At 17.7% G+C, this 19,487-nt stretch carries 18 protein-coding genes and 1 tRNA gene; 8 read left to right on the forward strand and 11 right to left on the reverse strand.

Annotated elements, in window-relative coordinates; all coding sequences use genetic code 11:
• The first annotated feature begins 8 nt into the window (after positions 1-8).
• The 7 genes from GJT89_RS00730 (at position 9) to aroC (ending at position 7,774) form a co-directional block, all read left to right on the forward strand.
• The gene (locus GJT89_RS00730; RefSeq protein WP_168894647.1) at positions 9-2,822 is read left to right on the forward strand and encodes a valine--tRNA ligase; all 2,814 of its coding nucleotides are present in this window, start codon (positions 9-11) and stop codon (positions 2,820-2,822) included.
• Positions 2,823-2,866: 44 nt separating this feature from the next.
• The gene (gene argF, locus GJT89_RS00735) at positions 2,867-3,895 is read left to right on the forward strand and encodes an ornithine carbamoyltransferase (RefSeq protein WP_168894648.1); all 1,029 of its coding nucleotides are present in this window, start codon (positions 2,867-2,869) and stop codon (positions 3,893-3,895) included.
• Between the two features lie 224 nt (positions 3,896-4,119).
• On the forward strand, positions 4,120-4,278 hold the full coding sequence (locus tag GJT89_RS02275) for a RidA family protein (RefSeq protein WP_425484086.1): 159 nt from the start codon (positions 4,120-4,122) through the stop codon (positions 4,276-4,278).
• Between the two features lie 92 nt (positions 4,279-4,370).
• Positions 4,371-5,432 carry an extracellular solute-binding protein gene (locus GJT89_RS00745; RefSeq protein ID WP_168894649.1) on the forward strand — a complete coding sequence of 354 codons (1,062 nt, stop codon included), beginning with the start codon at positions 4,371-4,373 and terminating at the stop codon, positions 5,430-5,432.
• A 150-nt stretch (positions 5,433-5,582) separates the two neighbouring features.
• Positions 5,583-5,655: transfer RNA gene (locus GJT89_RS00750), tRNA-Asn, on the forward strand.
• Positions 5,656-5,745: 90 nt separating this feature from the next.
• Positions 5,746-6,654 carry a 50S ribosomal protein L3 N(5)-glutamine methyltransferase gene (prmB, locus tag GJT89_RS00755; protein WP_168894650.1) on the forward strand — a complete coding sequence of 303 codons (909 nt, stop codon included), beginning with the start codon at positions 5,746-5,748 and terminating at the stop codon, positions 6,652-6,654.
• 46 nt (positions 6,655-6,700) lie between these two features.
• A complete protein-coding gene (gene aroC, locus GJT89_RS00760; RefSeq protein WP_168894651.1) occupies positions 6,701-7,774 on the forward strand; it encodes a chorismate synthase in 1,074 nt (357 codons plus the stop codon).
• Positions 7,775-7,777: 3 nt separating this feature from the next.
• On the opposite strand, the gene GJT89_RS00765 is transcribed toward aroC, so the two are convergent.
• The 6 genes from GJT89_RS00765 to GJT89_RS00790 form a co-directional block, all read right to left on the reverse strand.
• Complete coding sequence (locus tag GJT89_RS00765; RefSeq protein ID WP_168894652.1) at positions 7,778-8,383, reverse strand: redoxin domain-containing protein; 606 nt, start codon at positions 8,381-8,383, stop codon at positions 7,778-7,780.
• Between the two features lie 772 nt (positions 8,384-9,155).
• Complete coding sequence (locus tag GJT89_RS00770) at positions 9,156-10,205, reverse strand: methyltransferase (RefSeq protein WP_168894653.1); 1,050 nt, start codon at positions 10,203-10,205, stop codon at positions 9,156-9,158.
• Positions 10,202-11,041, reverse strand: a complete 840-nt coding sequence (locus tag GJT89_RS00775; RefSeq protein ID WP_168894654.1) for a symmetrical bis(5'-nucleosyl)-tetraphosphatase — start codon at positions 11,039-11,041, stop codon at positions 10,202-10,204. Before GJT89_RS00775 ends, GJT89_RS00770 begins: the two co-directional genes overlap by 4 nt.
• An 11-nt stretch (positions 11,042-11,052) precedes the next feature.
• Complete coding sequence (gene apaG / locus GJT89_RS00780; RefSeq protein WP_168894655.1) at positions 11,053-11,433, reverse strand: Co2+/Mg2+ efflux protein ApaG; 381 nt, start codon at positions 11,431-11,433, stop codon at positions 11,053-11,055.
• A 4-nt stretch (positions 11,434-11,437) separates the two neighbouring features.
• The gene (gene rsmA, locus GJT89_RS00785) at positions 11,438-12,238 is read right to left on the reverse strand and encodes a 16S rRNA (adenine(1518)-N(6)/adenine(1519)-N(6))-dimethyltransferase RsmA (protein WP_168894656.1); all 801 of its coding nucleotides are present in this window, start codon (positions 12,236-12,238) and stop codon (positions 11,438-11,440) included.
• 99 nt (positions 12,239-12,337) lie between these two features.
• Positions 12,338-13,636 carry a peptidylprolyl isomerase gene (locus tag GJT89_RS00790; protein WP_168894657.1) on the reverse strand — a complete coding sequence of 433 codons (1,299 nt, stop codon included), beginning with the start codon at positions 13,634-13,636 and terminating at the stop codon, positions 12,338-12,340.
• A 160-nt stretch (positions 13,637-13,796) separates the two neighbouring features.
• Here GJT89_RS00790 and djlA point away from each other — a divergent pair, with 160 nt between their 5' ends.
• Entirely contained in the window at positions 13,797-14,669 is an 873-nt protein-coding gene (gene djlA / locus GJT89_RS00795; protein WP_168894658.1) for a co-chaperone DjlA, read from the forward strand.
• 4 nt (positions 14,670-14,673) lie between these two features.
• Here djlA and acpS read toward each other — a convergent pair whose 3' ends face one another.
• The 5 genes from acpS to lepA are packed head-to-tail and all read right to left on the reverse strand — an operon-like array spanning position 14,674 to position 19,418.
• Positions 14,674-15,069, reverse strand: coding sequence for a holo-ACP synthase (gene acpS / locus GJT89_RS00800; protein ID WP_168894659.1), 396 nt, complete (start codon positions 15,067-15,069; stop codon positions 14,674-14,676).
• A gap of 35 nt (positions 15,070-15,104) precedes the next feature.
• Positions 15,105-15,932, reverse strand: a complete 828-nt coding sequence (era, locus tag GJT89_RS00805; RefSeq protein ID WP_168894660.1) for a GTPase Era — start codon at positions 15,930-15,932, stop codon at positions 15,105-15,107.
• A gap of 32 nt (positions 15,933-15,964) precedes the next feature.
• Positions 15,965-16,642, reverse strand: coding sequence for a ribonuclease III (gene rnc, locus GJT89_RS00810; protein WP_168894661.1), 678 nt, complete (start codon positions 16,640-16,642; stop codon positions 15,965-15,967).
• Between the two features lie 56 nt (positions 16,643-16,698).
• Positions 16,699-17,607 carry a signal peptidase I gene (gene lepB, locus GJT89_RS00815; RefSeq protein ID WP_168894662.1) on the reverse strand — a complete coding sequence of 303 codons (909 nt, stop codon included), beginning with the start codon at positions 17,605-17,607 and terminating at the stop codon, positions 16,699-16,701.
• Between the two features lie 20 nt (positions 17,608-17,627).
• Entirely contained in the window at positions 17,628-19,418 is a 1,791-nt protein-coding gene (gene lepA / locus GJT89_RS00820; RefSeq protein ID WP_168894663.1) for a translation elongation factor 4, read from the reverse strand.
• Positions 19,419-19,487: the final 69 nt, after the last annotated feature.

Genomic DNA, 19,487 nt, shown 5'->3' on the forward strand with positions numbered 1-19,487 from the left:
TTTTTATCATGGATAAAATATATAATCCAAATTTTTTTGAAAAAAAAATTTACAATTATTGGGAAAATAATAAATATTTAAAAAAAAGATTAATAAAAAATTCTAAAAAATATTTTTCTATTATGGTTCCACCTCCAAATATTACTGGATATTTACATATGGGTCATGCATTACAATGTACAATTATTGATATTTTAATACGTTATAATCGTATGTTAGGAAAAAATATATTATGTCAAGTAGGAATAGATCATGCAGGTATTGCAACCCAAAATTTAATAGAAAAAAAAATTTTCAAAGAAACAGGAAAAATAAAAAATGATTATAGTAAAAATTTTTTTTTAGAAAATATTTGGAAGTGGAAAAAAAAATACAGTAATATTATTTATAATCAAATGAAACGATTAGGTTTGTCTGCAGATTGGGAAAAAACAAGATTTACAATGGATAGTAAATTTATTAAATCTGTAAGAGATATTTTTATTTTACTTTATGATGATGGATTAATATATAAAAAAAAAAAATTAATACATTGGGATTTTAAATTAAAAACTGTAATTTCTGATTTAGAAGTAGAGCATAAAAAAATAAAAACAAATATTTGGTATATAAAATATTTATTATCAAATAATATAAAAACTATAAATAATAAAAATTATTTAACTGTAGCTACAACACGTCCTGAAACATTATTAGCTGATACTGCAATTGCAATTAATCCATTAGACAAGAGATATAATAATTTAATTGGAAAATTTGTAATCATTCCAATAATTAAACGTAAAATTCCTATTATAGCAGATGATTATGCTAAAATAGAAAAAGGAACAGGATGTGTAAAAATTAGTCCAGCTCATGATTTTAATGATTATAAAATTGCAATAAAACATAATTTACCTTTAATTAATATTTTTGATTTAAATGGTAATATTTTAAATAAATACCAAATTTATAACAAACAAGAAACAAATATTTTATTTAATGAAAATATACCTAAAAAATTACAAAAAATTAATTTTATGAAAGCAAGAAATATTATTATAAAAAAAATAAAAGAAAAAGGATTACTAGATTCATATAAAAAAAAATTTACACTTATCCCATTTAATATTCGTAGTAATACTATAATTATTCCTATGTTAACAAATCAATGGTATCTAAATACAAAAATTTTATCAAAAAATGCAATAAATGCTGTAAAAAAAAAACAAATAAAATTTTTTCCAAAAAAATATAAAAATATGTTTTATTCTTGGATGAATAATATTCAAGATTGGTGTATCTCTAGACAATTATGGTGGGGACATCAAATACCAGCTTGGTATGATCATAATAATAATATTTATGTGGGTAAAAATTTAAAAGAAATAAAAAAAAAATATAATTTAGATAAAAATATATCTTTAGTACAAGATTCTGATGTTTTAGATACATGGTTTTCTTCTAGTTTATGGACTTTTATTACATTAAATTGGCCTAATAATAAAACAGATTTTTTTTTATTTCATCCTACTAGTGTTATTGTAAGTGGTTTTGATATTATTTTTTTTTGGATATCTAGAATGATAATGATGACAATGTATTGTGTTAAAAATAAAAATAATATTCCACAAATTCCTTTTAAACATATCTTGATGACAGGATTAATAAGAGATAATAAAGGTAATAAGATGTCTAAATCTAAAGGAAATATTATTAATCCTATAGATTTTATTGAAGGAACTTTATCAAAAAATATATTAAATAATCAAAATAATAAAAATATAGAAAAAAAAATATCAAATAAGATTTATGGAGCAGATGCATTAAGATTTACATTAGCTTCTTTATCATCTACTGGTCGTAATATATGTTGGGATATAAATAGATTAGAAGGATATCGTAATTTTTGTAATAAAATTTGGAACGCTGGTATTTTTATACTAAAAAATATAAAATATGAATTTATTAAAAATAAAGAAAATTTATCTTTAGTAGATAAATGGATTTGGTCTGAATATCATTTAATTATTAAATCTTATACAAAATCATTAAATGAATATAGATTCGATCATTCAACTAATATTATATATAATTTTATATGGAATAAATTTTGTAATTGGTATTTAGAATATAGTAAATTTATTTTTCAAGAAAAAAATCAATTAAAATATTCAGGAACACATTATACATTATTTAATATTTTTAAATCATTTCTAAAATTATCACATCCTATAATTCCATTTATTACTGAAATTATATGGCAAAAAATAAATAAAAATAATAAAACTGAATATAATAATAGTATTATGATACAAACTTTTCCTAAATTTAATCAATTTAAAATAGATCTAAAATCTATAAAAATTTTTAATGTTTTTATTAAAATAATTACTATTATTCGTGAATCTAAAATAGAAATGAATATAGATAATAAAAAGAAAATAAATTTATACATAAAAAATATTAATTATAAATTAGATATTTTTATTAAAAAAAATATAAATATTTTAAAAAAATTTGTTAATATTAAAAAAATTTTTTTTCTAGAAAATAATGTTAATTTTCCAGAAAAAACATTAATAAATAAAATAAATAAAATTGAATTTGCAATATCTTTAAATATAAAAATCATTAATAAAAAATTTTTATTAAATAAAATTAATATTAAATTACAAAATAATCAAAAAATGATAAATATTTTAAATAAAAATATTAAAAATAAAAATTTTTTATCTAAAGCACCGAAAAAAATTATACAAAAAAAATTAGAAAAAATAAAAAATTATAAAATTTTAAAAAAAGAATTATTAAAAAAAATTTTATTAATTAAAAGTTTATAATATTTATTATTAATTAAAATTATTTATAAATAAGGATTTATATTATGAATCAATTTTACAGTAAACATTTTTTAAAATTAACAGATTTTTCAAAAGAAGAAATTCTTGAATTAATTAAAATTGCTGAAAAATTAAAATATGATAAAAAAACTTTTAAAGAAAAAAAGAAATTAATAAATAAAAATATTATCTTAATTTTTGAAAAAAATTCAACAAGAACAAGATGTTCGTTTGAAATAGCTTGTTTTGATCAAGGAGCAAATGTTACTTATTTAAATATTAAAGATAGTCATATAGGATATAAAGAATCATTAAAAGATTCTGCAAGAATTTTAAGTAATATGTATGATGGATTACAATATAGAGGAAAATATCAAAAAAATTTAGAGATTATTGCTAAATATTCTAAAATTCCAGTATGGAATGGTTTAACAAATGAATTTCATCCTACTCAAATATTAGCAGATTTACTAACTATAAAAGAACATATAAAAAATAAAAACATAGATCAAATAAAATTATCTTATATAGGTGATATTAATAATAATATTTCTTTTAGTTTAATAGAAGCATCAATTATTATTGGTTTTGAATTATATTTAATTTCTCCGCAGAAAATTAAAGCAAGTAATAATCCATATATAAATAACCTTATAAAAAAATTAAAAAACAAAAATAATATTCACATAACAGATAATATTAATGTAGGTATAAAAAATACTGATTTTATTTATACTGATATTTGGTTATCTATGGGAGAAAAAACATCTTTAAAATTATGGGAAAAAAAAATTAATAAATTTCTTAATTATCAAGTAAATAAATCATTATTAGTAAAAAGTAAAAATCCTAATATTAAAATTATGCATTGTTTACCTTCTTTACATTTATATAATCACTATAAAAAACTTTTTAATAAAAAAATTATATCTAAATATAAATTATTTAATGGATTAGAAATTACAGATGAAGTTTTTGAATCTAACAATAGTATTATTTTTCAACAAGCAGAAAATAAAATTCACACCATTAAAGCTATAATAATAGCTTCTTTATTAAAAGAAAAATATTAAAATTATTAAAATATTTTATTAAGATAAATAAAAAAAAATTTTGGATATAAATTATTTATTATGAAAAAATTTTTTTACAAAAAAACATTAATTTTTTTAGGACCATATTCACAAAGAATTTTATTTAAAATATTATTTTTATTTCTGATTAAATTTCTATTAATCTAGTTAATAAATAAATAATATTAGATTTTAATAAACAAACTTTTTAAATTTCAAGAAATATAGAATATATATTTAAAAAAATTAAATTTTTTATTAATAATATAATTAAAAATACAATATTTTTACAAAATTTTAATAATTACGATAAAATAAATATTTTTTATAAAAAATATTTTTTAGAAAATACTATAAGTCATCCAATAAGAACATGGTTATAAGTATTTAAATTATCTAAAAATGTTCAAATAAAAATGGAAGCTATAGTTATAAAAATATAGAAATATAACTTTAAATTATAAGGTTTAAAATAATGTTTTTATTTTTTAGATTAATATGTATTATTTTTATATTAATATTACTACCAATAACAAAAAAATATTTAAATAATCATAAATTTCATCAAGAAATTATTTATTTTTATAATTGGACAGAATATGTTCCAGATAATATTTTAGAAAAATTTACGAAAGAAACTGGTATTAAAGTTATTTATTCTACATATGATTCTAATGAAAGTATGTATACAAAGTTAAAAACTTATAAAAAACAATCATATGATTTAATTGTTCCTTCTACATATTTTGTAGCTAAAATGAAAAATGAAGGTATGATACAAAAAATAGAAAAAAAAAAAATACCTAATTTTTCTAATTTAGATCCAAAATTTTTAAATAAACCTTTTGATTTAAATAATGAATATTCAATACCATATATATGGGGAGCAACAGCTATAGGAGTTAATACAAGCAAAATAAATCCTAAATATATAAATAGTTGGGCTGATTTATGGAATAAAAAATATTATAAATCTATTTCTTTAATAGATGATGCAAAAGAAGTATTTCAAATTGCCTTATTAAAATTAGGTTATCCAGGTAATACTAAAAATTTAAAATATATTCAAAAATCTTTTATAGAATTAAAAAAATTAATGCCAAATATTATTTCATTTAATTCTGATAATCCTGGTTATCCATTTATAGATGGTTCTGTAAATATAGGTATGATATGGAATGGTTCTGCTTATTCTGTTAAAAAATTAGGTATTCCCTTAAAATTTATTTGGCCTAAAGAAGGAGGAATTTTTTGGATGGATAGTTTTGTTATACCTATTAATGCAAAAAATATCGAAGGTGCTTTAAAATTAATTAATTTTTTATTAAGACCAGATATTGCAGCTCAAATAGCTATAAAAACTGGATATTCAACTCCTAATTTAAAAGCTCAAAAATTATTACCTATAGACATGCTTAATAATAATATGTTATATCCAAATAATGAAATAATTAAAAAAGGTATATGGCAAAATGATGTAGGTATAAATATAAGTAAAAAATATGAAATATATTTTCAACAATTAAAAAATTTATAATATTAAATAAATTTAAAAATTAATTTATTTATATATATTTATTACACAATTTTTTGTATAAAATATAATATAAATTAAAAATTTAAATATATTTTTATACAAAAATTTTATTGACATATAAATATTAAATATAATATAATAATTAATTAATCCTCTGTAGTTCAGTTGGTAGAACGGCGGACTGTTAATCCGTATGTCACTGGTTCGAATCCAGTCAGGGGAGTAATAATATTAATAAAATTTTTTTTATATCATAAAATATATTTTTGTATTTAAATTATTTTAAATTATTTTTATATATAGGATATATTATATGGTAATAAATTTACATCATCTTCTTAAGAAAGAAATTATATATGAATTATTATCAATCCAGGATATAGTACGTTGGATAACTAGTTGTTTTAATATGTCTAATTTATGGTATGGTCATGGTAATGATAATCCATGGGATGAGGCATTAAATTTAGTTTTATCTGTATTAAGCTTACCTCCATATTTATGGGATAAAGTTTATAATGCTAAATTATCTTTTAAAGAACGTAAATTAATTTATAAATTAGTATTAAAACGTATTAAAAAAAAAATTCCTGTAGTATATTTAACAAAAAAAACTTGGTTTTGTGGACATGAATTATATATTGATAATAGAGTATTAATACCTAGATCTCCAATTTCTGAATTAATTAATAATAAATTTAAATATATTATTCCTTCTTATAAAAAACCTAGATATATATTAGATTTATGTACTGGAAGTGGTTGTATTGCAATTGCTTGTGCATATTTATTTCCTAATTCACACATAGATGCTGTAGATATTTCTTTAGATGCAATTAATGTAACAGAATATAATATTCAATTACATGGATTAGAAAATAGAATAACTCCTATTTGTAGTAACTTATTTGAAAAATTAAAAAAATTAAATTATGATTTAATCATTACTAATCCTCCATATGTAGACAAAAAAGATATAAATTTTTTACCAAAAGAATATTCATATGAACCTAAAATTAGTTTAGTTTCAGATAATAATGGTACAGAAATTATTGAAAAAATAATATCTCAAGCATTTTCCTATCTTAAAAAAGATGGTATCTTAATTTGTGAAGTAGGTGATAAAATGATAAATATAATAGAAAAATATCCAGAAAAATGTTTCCAATGGTTAAATATAAAAAATGGTGGTATAGGTATATTTAAAATGCAAAATATTTAATATGTACATATTTTATATAATTTTAAAAATTATGGAGTATTTTATTATGGCAGGAAATAGTATTGGAAAATTATTTAAAGTTACAACTTTTGGTGAATCCCATGGTAAAACTTTAGGATGTATAATAGATGGAGTTCCTCCTAAAATACCTTTAAAACCAAATGATTTACAAAAAGATTTAGATAGACGTAAACCAGGATCATCTAAATATACTTCTCCAAGAAAAGAAATGGATAAAATAGAAATTTTGTCAGGAGTATTTAATGGTTTAACAACAGGTACTAGTATTGGTCTACAAATTAATAATATGGATGTTAGATCTAAAGATTATAATAATATAAAAAATATTTTTCGTCCTGGACATGCTGATTATACTTACGAAAAAAAATATGGAATCAGAGATTATAGAGGTGGTGGTCGTTCATCAGCTAGAGAAACAACTATGCGTGTTGCTGCAGGAGCTATCGCTAAAAAATATTTATTAATGAAATTTAATTTAAAAATTCAAGGATATTTATCTCAAATAGGTAATATAATCTGTAATTTTGATAATTGGGATGAAGTAAATAAAAATCCTTTTTTCTGTCCTAATCAATATCAAATAAAATCTTTACAAAATTTAATAAATAATTTAAAAAAAAATGGTGATTCTATAGGAGCAAAAATTACTATAATTGCACAAAATGTACCGATAGGATTAGGAGAACCAGTATTCGACAAATTAGATGCAGAAATAGCTCATGCTATAATGAGTATCAATGCTGTTAAAGGAATAGAAATAGGTGATGGTTTTAATTCTATTAATAAATTAGGAAGTAAATATAGAGATGAAATAAGATTAAATGGATTTCAAAGTAATAATTCAGGAGGAATATTAGGAGGAATTAGTACAGGTCAAAATATTATTATACATTTTGTAGTAAAACCTACTTCTAGTATTTCTATACCAGGAAAAACAATTAATTTATTAGGTAAAGAAACAGTTTGTGTTACACAAGGACGTCATGATCCTTGTGTAGGAATTAGAGCTGTTCCTATAGGAGAAGCAATGGTTGCTATAATTTTAATGGATCATTTTTTACGTTATCGTGCTCAATGTATTGATAATATATTAAAATAAAAATTAATATAATTCATTAATATTATTAGATAAATAATTTATAATTCCTTTAGAAGTAGGGTTTATACTTTTTTTACCTTTTTCCCATTGTGCAGGACAAACATCACCATATTTTTCATTATGTTCTACAGCATCAATCATTCTAATAACTTCATTTATATTTCTACCAAATGGTAAATCATTTATTAATTGATGTCTTATTATCCCTTTTTTATCTATTAAAAATAGAGCTCTTAATGCTATACTTAATTCAGGATGTTCAATTCCATAAGATTTTTGTATATTTTTTTTAATATCAGATATCATTATAAATTTAATATTTCCAATACCACCTTGATTAATTGGAGTATTTCTCCAAGCATAATGTACAAATTGGGAATCACATGATATACCTAATATCTTCACATTTCTTTTTTTAAAATGATTATAATATTTATTAAATGTTATAATTTCTGTAGGACAAACAAATGTGAAATCTAAAGGCCAAAAAAATATAATAGTTATTGTATTTTTTGAATATTTATATAAATTAAAATTATCAATTATTGAACCATCAGGAAGTACAGCAGGTGCATAAAAATCAGGAGCTTTTTTAGTAACTAATATCATATTTTCCTCTTAATTAAATTATAATTTAACATGATCATATATTATTTAATATATAAATTTTTTTATTTATATAATTTTATTATAATAAATAAAAAATAAAGTAATTTTAATTATTAATTTTTTTTAAAATACAAATTAAAAAACAAAGTATTTCATGAATTTTAAAAAATAATTATTTTAATAATAAGTTATATTAATAGTATTATATTTTTAAAATTTTATAATGATAAAAATAAATATTAAGAATATTATTCTTATTTAATTAAGAAATAAGTATATAATATACTATATAATTTATCTTTTTTTATATTATTTATAATAATATTTAATTATGATTATCTATTACAATTTTTTTAATTTTTTAATAAAAATTAATTCTTTTATATATATTATATAATTTATATTAATATCGTATATTAATACGAAAAAATAATCTAAAAAATATTTTAATAAATAAAAAACTTTATTTAAAATAAATATTTATTTTTTATGAAAATATCATTAATAAATAATATTATTTTTAATTTTTGTATATATTTAAAATATAAAAATTTTTTATACTAATTTTATTTTAGTAGTTATTAATTATTTTTACATTTTTAATTTTTTAAATTCTAAATTTTAAATTTTACATATAAAAAATATTTAATTTAAATTAAAAATATATTTTAATTATATTTAATAAAATTAATTATTTTAAAAAACATATTTTTATAAAATTATTTATATTTAAATATATAAAATAAGAATAAAAAAAGATATAAATTAATATTTAATTATTTATATTTTTTATACTGTAAACAGAAAAATTTTTATTTTTAGATAAAATATCAAATTTAAATAAAAATTTATTAAAAATTTTTGAACATAATACAAAATTATTAATTACAAATAATAATTTTCCATTATATTTTGTTTTATTTTTAAATTTATTTATCATTTGATAAATAAATTTTAACGAATAATATAAATCATCATGAATAGGAGGATTAGATATAATAAAATCAAATTTTTGATTTACTTTAGAATAAACATTACTTGGAAATACATTATTATTTTCTAAAAAATTTGTATTTAATGTTTTTTTAGTTGAAATAATTGCTTTTATATCAATATCAGTTGAATATAACAAAAATTTTTTTCTATGTTTTCTTATATTATTACTTAATATTGTAGAAATAACTCCAGAACCACATCCTAAATCTAATACTTTTCCTTTAATATTTAAATTATTAAAAATAGTAGAAATTAAAAACTTACTACCACTATCAAATTTATTACCTCCAAACACACCAGGTAAATTATATATTTTAAAATTTTCATAGTAATAATAATTCCAATAATCATTTATATTAAATGATATTTTTTTTTTAAGAATTGCATAAAATATAATATGTTTTCTTATATTAATAATTTTTTCAAAATAAATCATCTCTAATTCTTTAATATTTTTAATATTTTTTATACCACTCTTATTTGCTCCTATAACATAAATTTCACTTTTAAAAGTAAATAATGATAATATATTTTTTAATATAAAAATAGATTCTTTTTTATTTTTTAACCAAAAAAATATAAGAACATTAAAATTATATTTTTTATATATATTTTCATTCATTATTCCGTAATAAATATTACGATTTACTATTTTTTTTAACCATATATAATAATCATATCTATGAGTATTTATAAAACTTACCAGAGTATCTAAATAAATTGGCATCTTATCTCTCATATTTCCTGCAAAAAGTACTTTATGATTGATAAATTTATTTTTAAATAAACGTAAAAAATATTGATTTATTGGTAATAATATATTCATTTTAAAATTTTACAAATTTCACTAAAAAATTTTTTTTTTTCCCATGAAAAAATTGTTAATTTTTTACCCCAACAACAACCAGTATCTAATCCTATAATATTATTAGGTGTATATTTTCCTCCTTGTAAATCAGACCAATGACCAAAAAATATTGTATATTTTTTATATAAAATATTAGGTATCGAAAACCAAGGTTTTAACACTGTGGAAGAAATATTATCAGGAGCTTTTTTAGTAAACATTTCTAAAGTTCCATTTGGATAACAATATCTCATTTTTGTTAGTGAATTAACAATAAAATTAAAACGTTCAAATCCTATTAAAGTATTTTGTTTCCAATCATTAACTTGGTAATCTTCATTACTTATGTAATCAATAAATATTTTATTATTTTTACCAGAAATAATATTTTCTGCTTCATAAGAAAAAGATAATATTTCTTTTATATTATTCCATTGTGGTGTAATACCAGCATGAGACATTAAGATTTTTTTATTTTTATCATATTGTACTAATGGTTGGTATTTTAGCCAAGTATTTATAATAAATATTATTTTTTTATTTTCTAATAATTGTAAAATTTTTGGATCATTAACATTATTATAATAACCTAATACTAATGATATTAAATATAAATCATGATTTCCTAAAACTAATTTTACAGAATTTTTAATAGAATATAAATAACATAATACTTTTATAGAATCTGGTCCTCTTGCAATAAGATCTCCTGTAATCCATAGTTGATCTTTTTTATAATTAAAATTAATTTTTTTTAATAAGGAGATGAGTTCATTATAATAACCGTGAATATCTCCAATAAGATAAGTAGTCATTTTTATATATGTCAATGAATATAAGTTTTAATTGCTAGACGAAAAATTGGAATATCTACATGATAAACATTATTTTTTTCATCTATCATGATATAGTGTCCCTGCATTATTCCAATAGGAGTTTCTAAAATTGCTCCACTGGTATAATGAAAATTATTTCCTGGTCTAATATATGGTTTTTTCCCTATTACTCCTTCACCATATATTTGAGTTTTTTGACCATTACCATTAGTAATGGTCCAATAACGACTAATTAATTGTAATATTTTTTTACCTATATTATGTATGGTAATTGTATAAACAAAAACATAACGATTAATCGTAGGTATTGATTGTGATTCTATATAAATACTATGTGATCTTATATAAACTTGAGATAATAATGATTTCATAAGTTTATAACCTTTTATTTTTTAATTCTAACCAACGAGCTAATTTACAATATTCTGATATTGAAACATTTTCAGCACGAATTTTATGATCAATACCTAAAAAATCTAATTCTTCTATAGAAAACAAATTTAATAAACTATTATGTAACATTTTTCTTCTCATACTAAAAGTTTGTTTAATAATTTTCTTCAAAAAAAAAATATTATTTAAATTGTAAGGATTATTATTATACGGTCTCATATAAATCATATTAGAAATTACTTTAGGTTTAGGAAAAAAAGAATTTGGTTTAATTTCTATTAAAGATTTTATTTTAAAAAATAATTGCATTATTATACTTAAACGACCATAATTTTTATCTCCAGGTTGAGCAGTCAAACAATCTACTACTTCTTTTTGCATTATAAAATTCATATCTTTAATATTATTTAAATATTTCAATAAATAAAATATTATTGCAGTAGAAATATTATACGGTAAACTTCCAAATATACGTATTCTTTTTTTTAATTTTTTTATTAAATTAAAAAAATTAAAGTTTAAAACATCACTTAATATAAAATTTACATTTGAATTTATTAAAATTTTATTTTTTTTTAAAATATTAATTAAATTTTTATCAATTTCAATAACTGAAAGATTTTTATTATAATTAACTATAGGAAGAGTTAAAGAACCTAACCCTGGCCCTATTTCTACCATATTATGGTAATATTTAGGGTTTATTAAAAAAATTATCTTTTTAATAATATTTTTATTAATTAATATATGTTGTCCATAATTCTTCTTAAGAAAAATTTTCATAATATTACTTTTTATATATAAAAAAATTATCTATTTTAAAAAAATTTATATATTTTATATATATCTTTTATTTTATAAAAATAAAATTTTATTATATCATTACATTAAATTTTTAATATATATTGTTTTAGCATATTCATAAATAAAAAAATTAGATTCTTTTTCCAAATTTTGTTTAAAAATAATATCATAAGCTTGTTTTTGAAAAAAATCTTTTGTTTTTAAATTATTTTTTTCTTTTAATAATTGAATTATATAATATCCATTAGGTTCTTTAATTAATAAACTAAATTGGTTTATTTTTAATTTTTTTATAATTTTTTGAAATTTTATAGAAAAAGAATTAAATGTTACCCAACTGATATAATCTTTAAATTTAATTGTTTTTTTATTACTTAAAAATAATTGCATTGCTTTTTTAAAAGTAATTTTTTTTTTTAAAAGATTAAAATAAATATAATTTATTTTTTTTTGGGTATTTTTTTTATTAAAATTATGTTTATCTATATACATTATATGTAATAAAACTTTTTTATTATCTATGTTATTTATTAATATAATATTATTTATTCTTAAAAGAAAAATCTTAGAATATAAATATATTGGACCTATAATATCTCCTTTTTTTGATTTATCTAAATAATTAATTAAAATTGATGGTAATTCATCTTCTGTTCCTTTTAAGGTTGTTTTTTGTATTTTTGAATTTTCAATAAATATATTACTATTAATATTTTTTATATGATTATTTAATTTATTATTTTTTAATATATTTAATAATTTAGAAATTAATGATAATTTATAATTAAAATTATTTTTTAATAATGATTTTGATCTATTAACTGTTAAATAAAATAAAGTAATATTATATTTTTTATGATATTGATATTTTAAATATAACTGATTGGTTAAAGAATCAATTTCTTCATCAAAAATATTGATATTATTTTTTATTAATATACTTTTAAAAATATAAATTAAGAGATTTTTTCTCATAATATTATAATATAATTCATAATTAATGTTATTTTTTATTAATCTTTTTTTTAAAAAATTTTCATTAACATTATTTTGTTTATACATTTCTGAAATAAGATCATTTAATTTTTTTTTAGAAACATAAAAATTACTATTTTTTATAATTTGTAAAAAAAGATTATTTTTTATTAAATCTTCAAGATTATTAAAATCTAATATTGAATTTAATAATTCATTTTCATTATTATGAAAATAATTAGATATATTTAAAATATCATTAATTTCTTCTTTAAGAATTATTTTATCATTTATAATAAATCCAATACCATTAATATTTTCTATTGGCATAGATATACATTCAGAAATATTAAATATACAATATATTATTGTTATAATAAATATTATTTTTCTAATTACCATTTTTTATCCTAGAAAAAATTATATTTTATATAATATATAATAATTTGATTTTTAATTTATTCAATATTTATTACTTCCAATAATATTAATTTTTAGATATTTATAAATTAATAATTTAATTATAATAAATTATAGTTCTAATATATTTATTGAGGGTTATATGTTTTTTTTACTACAATTATTATTATTTTTAATAAGTTTTATAATTAATTATAATATTAGTTATAGTTTTATGAATATAATAATAATTATATTAATTAGTTTTTTAATTAATAAAATATATCAATTTTATTATAAAAATAATTATAGTATAAATAATATAAAAAAATCATTTATTCAAATTACTTTTGAAGTAATGGGATATATAAGTAAATCAAAAGGTTTTGTTAGTAACAATGATATAATGATAGCAACAAAATTAATAAAAAAAATGAAATTAAATAGTAAATATATTATTTTTGCTCATGAATCATTTACAAATGGAAAAAACAAAAATTATCCTTTAATTTATAAATTAAATAATTTAAATTATTTAATTTATAAAGATACAAATTTAATAAATAAATTTTTAGAAATTCAACTTGAATTATCTTTTATTAATAAATCTTTAAATCCAAAAACTAGAAAAATATTATTTATTATTTTTCAAGAATTAAAAATATCTTTATATCAAGTTTTGATAATAATTAATAAATTAAAATATAAAAATAAAAATATTAATGAAAAAGATTTATTTTCTTATAAAAACGATTATAAATTTAAAAAACAAACAGAAAATAATAATTTTAATTATGATAATTATCAAAATATAAATTATAATGAATTTAATTTAAATCAAGCATATAAGTTATTAGGAGTTAAACCTGAAGATAATCTTTTAACTATTAAAAGAGCATATCATAAATTAATTAGCAAATATCATCCAGATAAATTAATTTCTAAAGGTTATACATCTAAACAATTAGAAATTGCTAAAATTAAAACTCAAAATATACATAAAGCATATAATATGATTAAAAAAAATATTATATAATAATTTATATTTTTTCAATAATAACTATTGCACAAGTATAATTAATTTCATCTGATATAGAGATATGAATATAATAGTTATTAGTTATGTTTTTTATTATTTTTAATGCTTTACTATAAAATTTTAATCTTGGTTTACCTGTTTTATAATGTAAAAGTTCTATTTGATTAAAAAATATTCCATTAGTAAAACCAGTATTAAGAGCTTTTACTGCTGCTTCTTTAACAGAAAAATATTTTGCTAAAATTTTTATTTTTTTATCTTTATTTTTATTTTTTTTGTAGATAGATAATTCATATCTAGTTAATATTTTATATACAAAACGTTTTTTAAAATGTTGAAATATATTTTTAATTCTATTAATTTCTACTAAGTCTATACCAATACCAATAATTTTCATATAATTATTCTTTATTTTAATTAATTTTTTATAAATTATTTAATTTGTACCCATATTTGTAAATTTATTTTTCTTTTAAAAAATTTCTTTATATTTTGTTCTGATTTATGTTTAATTAATTTTAATTTAGTTGCTTTTTTACCTATTATTATTTTTTTTTGATTTAAATTATTTACTAAAAATAATACTTGTATTTTATTTTTTATTATTTTTATTTTTTGAGGATAATTTATTTTAATAAATATTAAATAAGGTAATTCTTTATGAATATATTTTATAATATTCTCTCTAATTATTTCTTTAATAATAAATTCTTCTGTTTGATTTGTAATATAATTTTTAGGATAATGATGTTTTTTTTTAGGTAAATTTTTACAAATAAAATTATTAATAATATTAGTATGTAATTTATATTTTGCTGAAACTATAAACAAAAAAAATATTTTTATTTTTTTTTTAATAAAATTAATATATGGTAACAAAATATTTTTATTTTTAATTTTATCAATTTTATTAATAACTACTATTATTGGAATATTAGTTTTATTTAAAATTTTTAAAAATTTTTCTTCTATATCATTCCATCTATTTCTATCTAAAATAAATAAAATAAAATTAAATTCATTATTTTTTAATAAATTTAAAACTTTATTATTGTAAAATATATTTCCTGGAGTATCAATATATTTTATTTGATAAGAATTATTATTATATAATCCAACTATATTATAATTAGTAGTATTGATTTTATGAGAAATAATAGAAATTTTTTTACCTATTAATGTATTTATTAAAGTAGATTTCCCTACATTAGATTTACCTAAAATTAAAATTTGTCCATAATATAAAGATTTTATGTCCACATAAATTACCTTTTGTTAAAATAAATTAATTATTAAAGACCTAATTTTTTTAAAGCTTGTTCTGCAGCAGATTGTTCTGCTTTACGACGACTTGACCCTTTTCCTGTAATAATTGTAGAGATTCCACTAATTTTACATTGTATTATAAATTTTTGATTATGTACTTCACCATTAATTTGTAAAATAAAATAATGAGGTAAAGGAAGATGTGATCTTTGTAAATATTCTTGTAATCTAGTTTTAGGATCTTTCTGATTATTACCTGGTAATATTTTTTCTAATCTAAATTGATACCAAATTAATATTATTTTTTCTACTATTTTTATATTACTATCTAAACAAATACTACCTATTAAAGCTTCCATAGTATCTGCAAGAATTGATTCTCTATTATATCCTCCATTTTTAAATTCTCCAGGACCTAAAAATAAATATTCACCTAATTTAAATCCTCTTGCAATACTAGCTAAAGTATTTCCTCTAACTAAAGTAGCACGCATACGACTCATATTACCTTCATTTACATCAGGAAATTTATTATATAAAGCTTTAGCAATGATATAACTTAAGATAGAATCACCTAAAAATTCTAATCTTTCATTATGTTTACTACTAGCACTTCTATGTGTTAGAGCTTGATATAATAAATCTTGATGATTAAAAATATAACCTAATTTTTGTTGTAATTGACTAATCATAATAAAATTCATATAATTGTATTTTTAATCTAAAATGTATTATATAAAATAAGTAATATTTTTAAAAATTAATTAATTTTATGTATTCGATTGAATCTGATTTTTATAAATGGTATATTTATATTTTTTTTAATACTAAACCAAATAAAAATAGCTTTTCCTAATAAATATTTTTTATTAACAAAACCCCAATATCTACTATCATAACTATTATCACGATTATCTCCCATAACAAAATAACATTCATCAGGTACTAACCAAGTATATTTTGAAAAATTTTTTTGTTTGTATATTTCTAATTCATTTTGAATTTCTGGTAAAAATAAAATTTTATTTGATGATTTATTTATATTTTCTGTATATTGAAAAAATCTTAATTGACCAAAAAAATGATGTTTTATTGAATTTTTATTAAAATCATAATTTTTTTTTTTGTTATTATTAATTAAAATTTGGAAAAAATTACTTTTTTGAAGATTATTATATTTAATAATATTTTTTTTTATATGTTTTTTAGAATATATAATAACTTGTTTATTTTTTTTATCATAAAAAACAAAATCTCCTGGTAATCCAATAATTCTTTTAATATAATTTATTTTAATATTTTTAGGAAATTTAAAAACAACAATATCTCCCCTTTTAGGAAATTTATTTTTAATAAAATATTGATTACTTAAAGGATTTTTAATACCATAAATAAATTTATTAACTAAAATAAAATCACCTGATAATAAAGTAGGCATCATAGAATCAGAAAGTATATAAAAAGGTTCATATATAAATATACGTATTGTAAAAAAGAATAATATTATAAAAATTAAAAATTTTATTTGTTTGAACCAAGTTTTTTTTTTCATATATGTATTTGTAATATTTTTATAGAAATAAAAATTATTTAATATTCCCATTTTTTTAAATAAATATATAAAACCTAACAATAAAATACTTAAAAAAAATATTTTTTTTTTATTCATATTGTTTTTTTTGATATAAATTATTTTGTTATTTTTAATATAGCTAAAAAAACTGAAGATGGTAATAAAACATTTCCGAAATTTTTCATACGTTTTTTACCTTCTTTTTGTTTTTGAATTAATTTTTTTTTTCTACTAATATCTCCACCATAACACTTTGCAATAACATTTTTACGTAATTGTTTAATATTAGTACTAGAAATAATTTTTTTCCCTATTGCTGCTTGAATAACAATATCAAATTGTTGTCTAGGAATTAATGTTTTAAGTTTTTCTACTAATAAACGACTATAAGAGTAAATTTTATTTTTATAAATAATTGTTGTTAATGCATCAACACGTTTTTTATTAATTAATATATCAACACAAACTAAATCAGATTTTTTAAACCTAATAAAATTATAATCTAAAGATGCATATCCTTTTGTAACAGATTTTAATTGATCAAAAAAATTTATAATAACTTCAATCATAGGAATTTCATAGATCAAAATTACATTATTATTATGATATATTATATCTATCTGTATTCCATTTTTTAAAACACATAATTTAATGATTTTACCTATATATTTTATAGGAGATAAAATTTTACATTTTAAAATAGGTTCTCTTATTTCTGTTATTAAATAAGATAAAGGAAATTTTGATGGATTATCTATATATAAAATTTGTTTATTTATTGTTTTTATTTGATATTTAACTGTAGGCATAGTCATTATAATATCTATGTTATATTCTTTTAATAAACGTTGTTGTATAATTTCCATATGTAGTAAACCTAAAAAACCACATCTAAATCCAAAACCTAATATATCAGAATTTTCTGGTTCAAAAAATAAAGAAGAGTCATTTAAACTTAATTTTTTTAATGCATTACTAAATATTTGATATTCATCAGATATAACTGGAAATAAACCAGCAAAAACCTTAGGAATACTTTTTTGAAAACCAGCTAATGGTAAAGTAGCGGGTTTTATATATGATGTTATTGTAGCTCCAACAGGAACTTCATTTATATCTTTTATTCCTAATACTATCCAACCAACTTCACCACATTTTAAATTCTGTAATTCTACTTTTTTAGGTGTAAAAACACCAATTTTTTCTACAAAATATCTTTTTTTTGTATTAATAATTATTATTTTCATTCCTTTTAAAATTTGCCCATTTTTAATGCAAATTAATCCTACTACTCCTAAATAATTATCAAACCATGAATCTATAATTAAAGCTTGTAATACTGTATTAATATTTCCTTTAGGAGGTGGAATAATTTTTACTAATTTTTCTATTATTTTTTTAACTCCTAATCCAGTTTTAGCTGAACATTTTAAAATATTTTGAGATTTAATACCTATAATTTCTTGTATTTCCTTTTTTGTTCTTTCAATATTAGCAGTTAATAAATCGATTTTATTAATTACTGGTAAAACTTTTAATCCCATTTTAATAGCAGTATTACAATTTGATAAAGTTTGTGCTTCTATACCTTGTGATGCATCTATTAACAAAAGAGCTCCTTCACATGCAGATAAAGATCTAGACACTTCATAAGAAAAATCTACATGTCCTGGTGTATCAATAAAATTTAATTTATATAAATTATTGTTATCATCTTTATAATTTAAAGAAACACTTTGTGCTTTTATTGTAATACCTCTTTCTTTTTCTAAAATCATACTATCTAAAACTTGAGATGTCATTTCTCTTTTAGATAAACCACCACATATTTCTATTAATCTATCTGCAAATGTTGATTTACCATGATCAATATGAGCAATAATTGAAAAATTACGAATATTTTTCATAAAATTAAATTTTTATAAATCCTATGTATAAAATAATTTTATATAAATATATATAATGTATATTATTTA

The sequence above is a fragment of the Enterobacteriaceae endosymbiont of Donacia versicolorea genome (assembly GCF_012570965.1).
Taxonomy (GTDB): Bacteria; Pseudomonadota; Gammaproteobacteria; order Enterobacterales; family Enterobacteriaceae.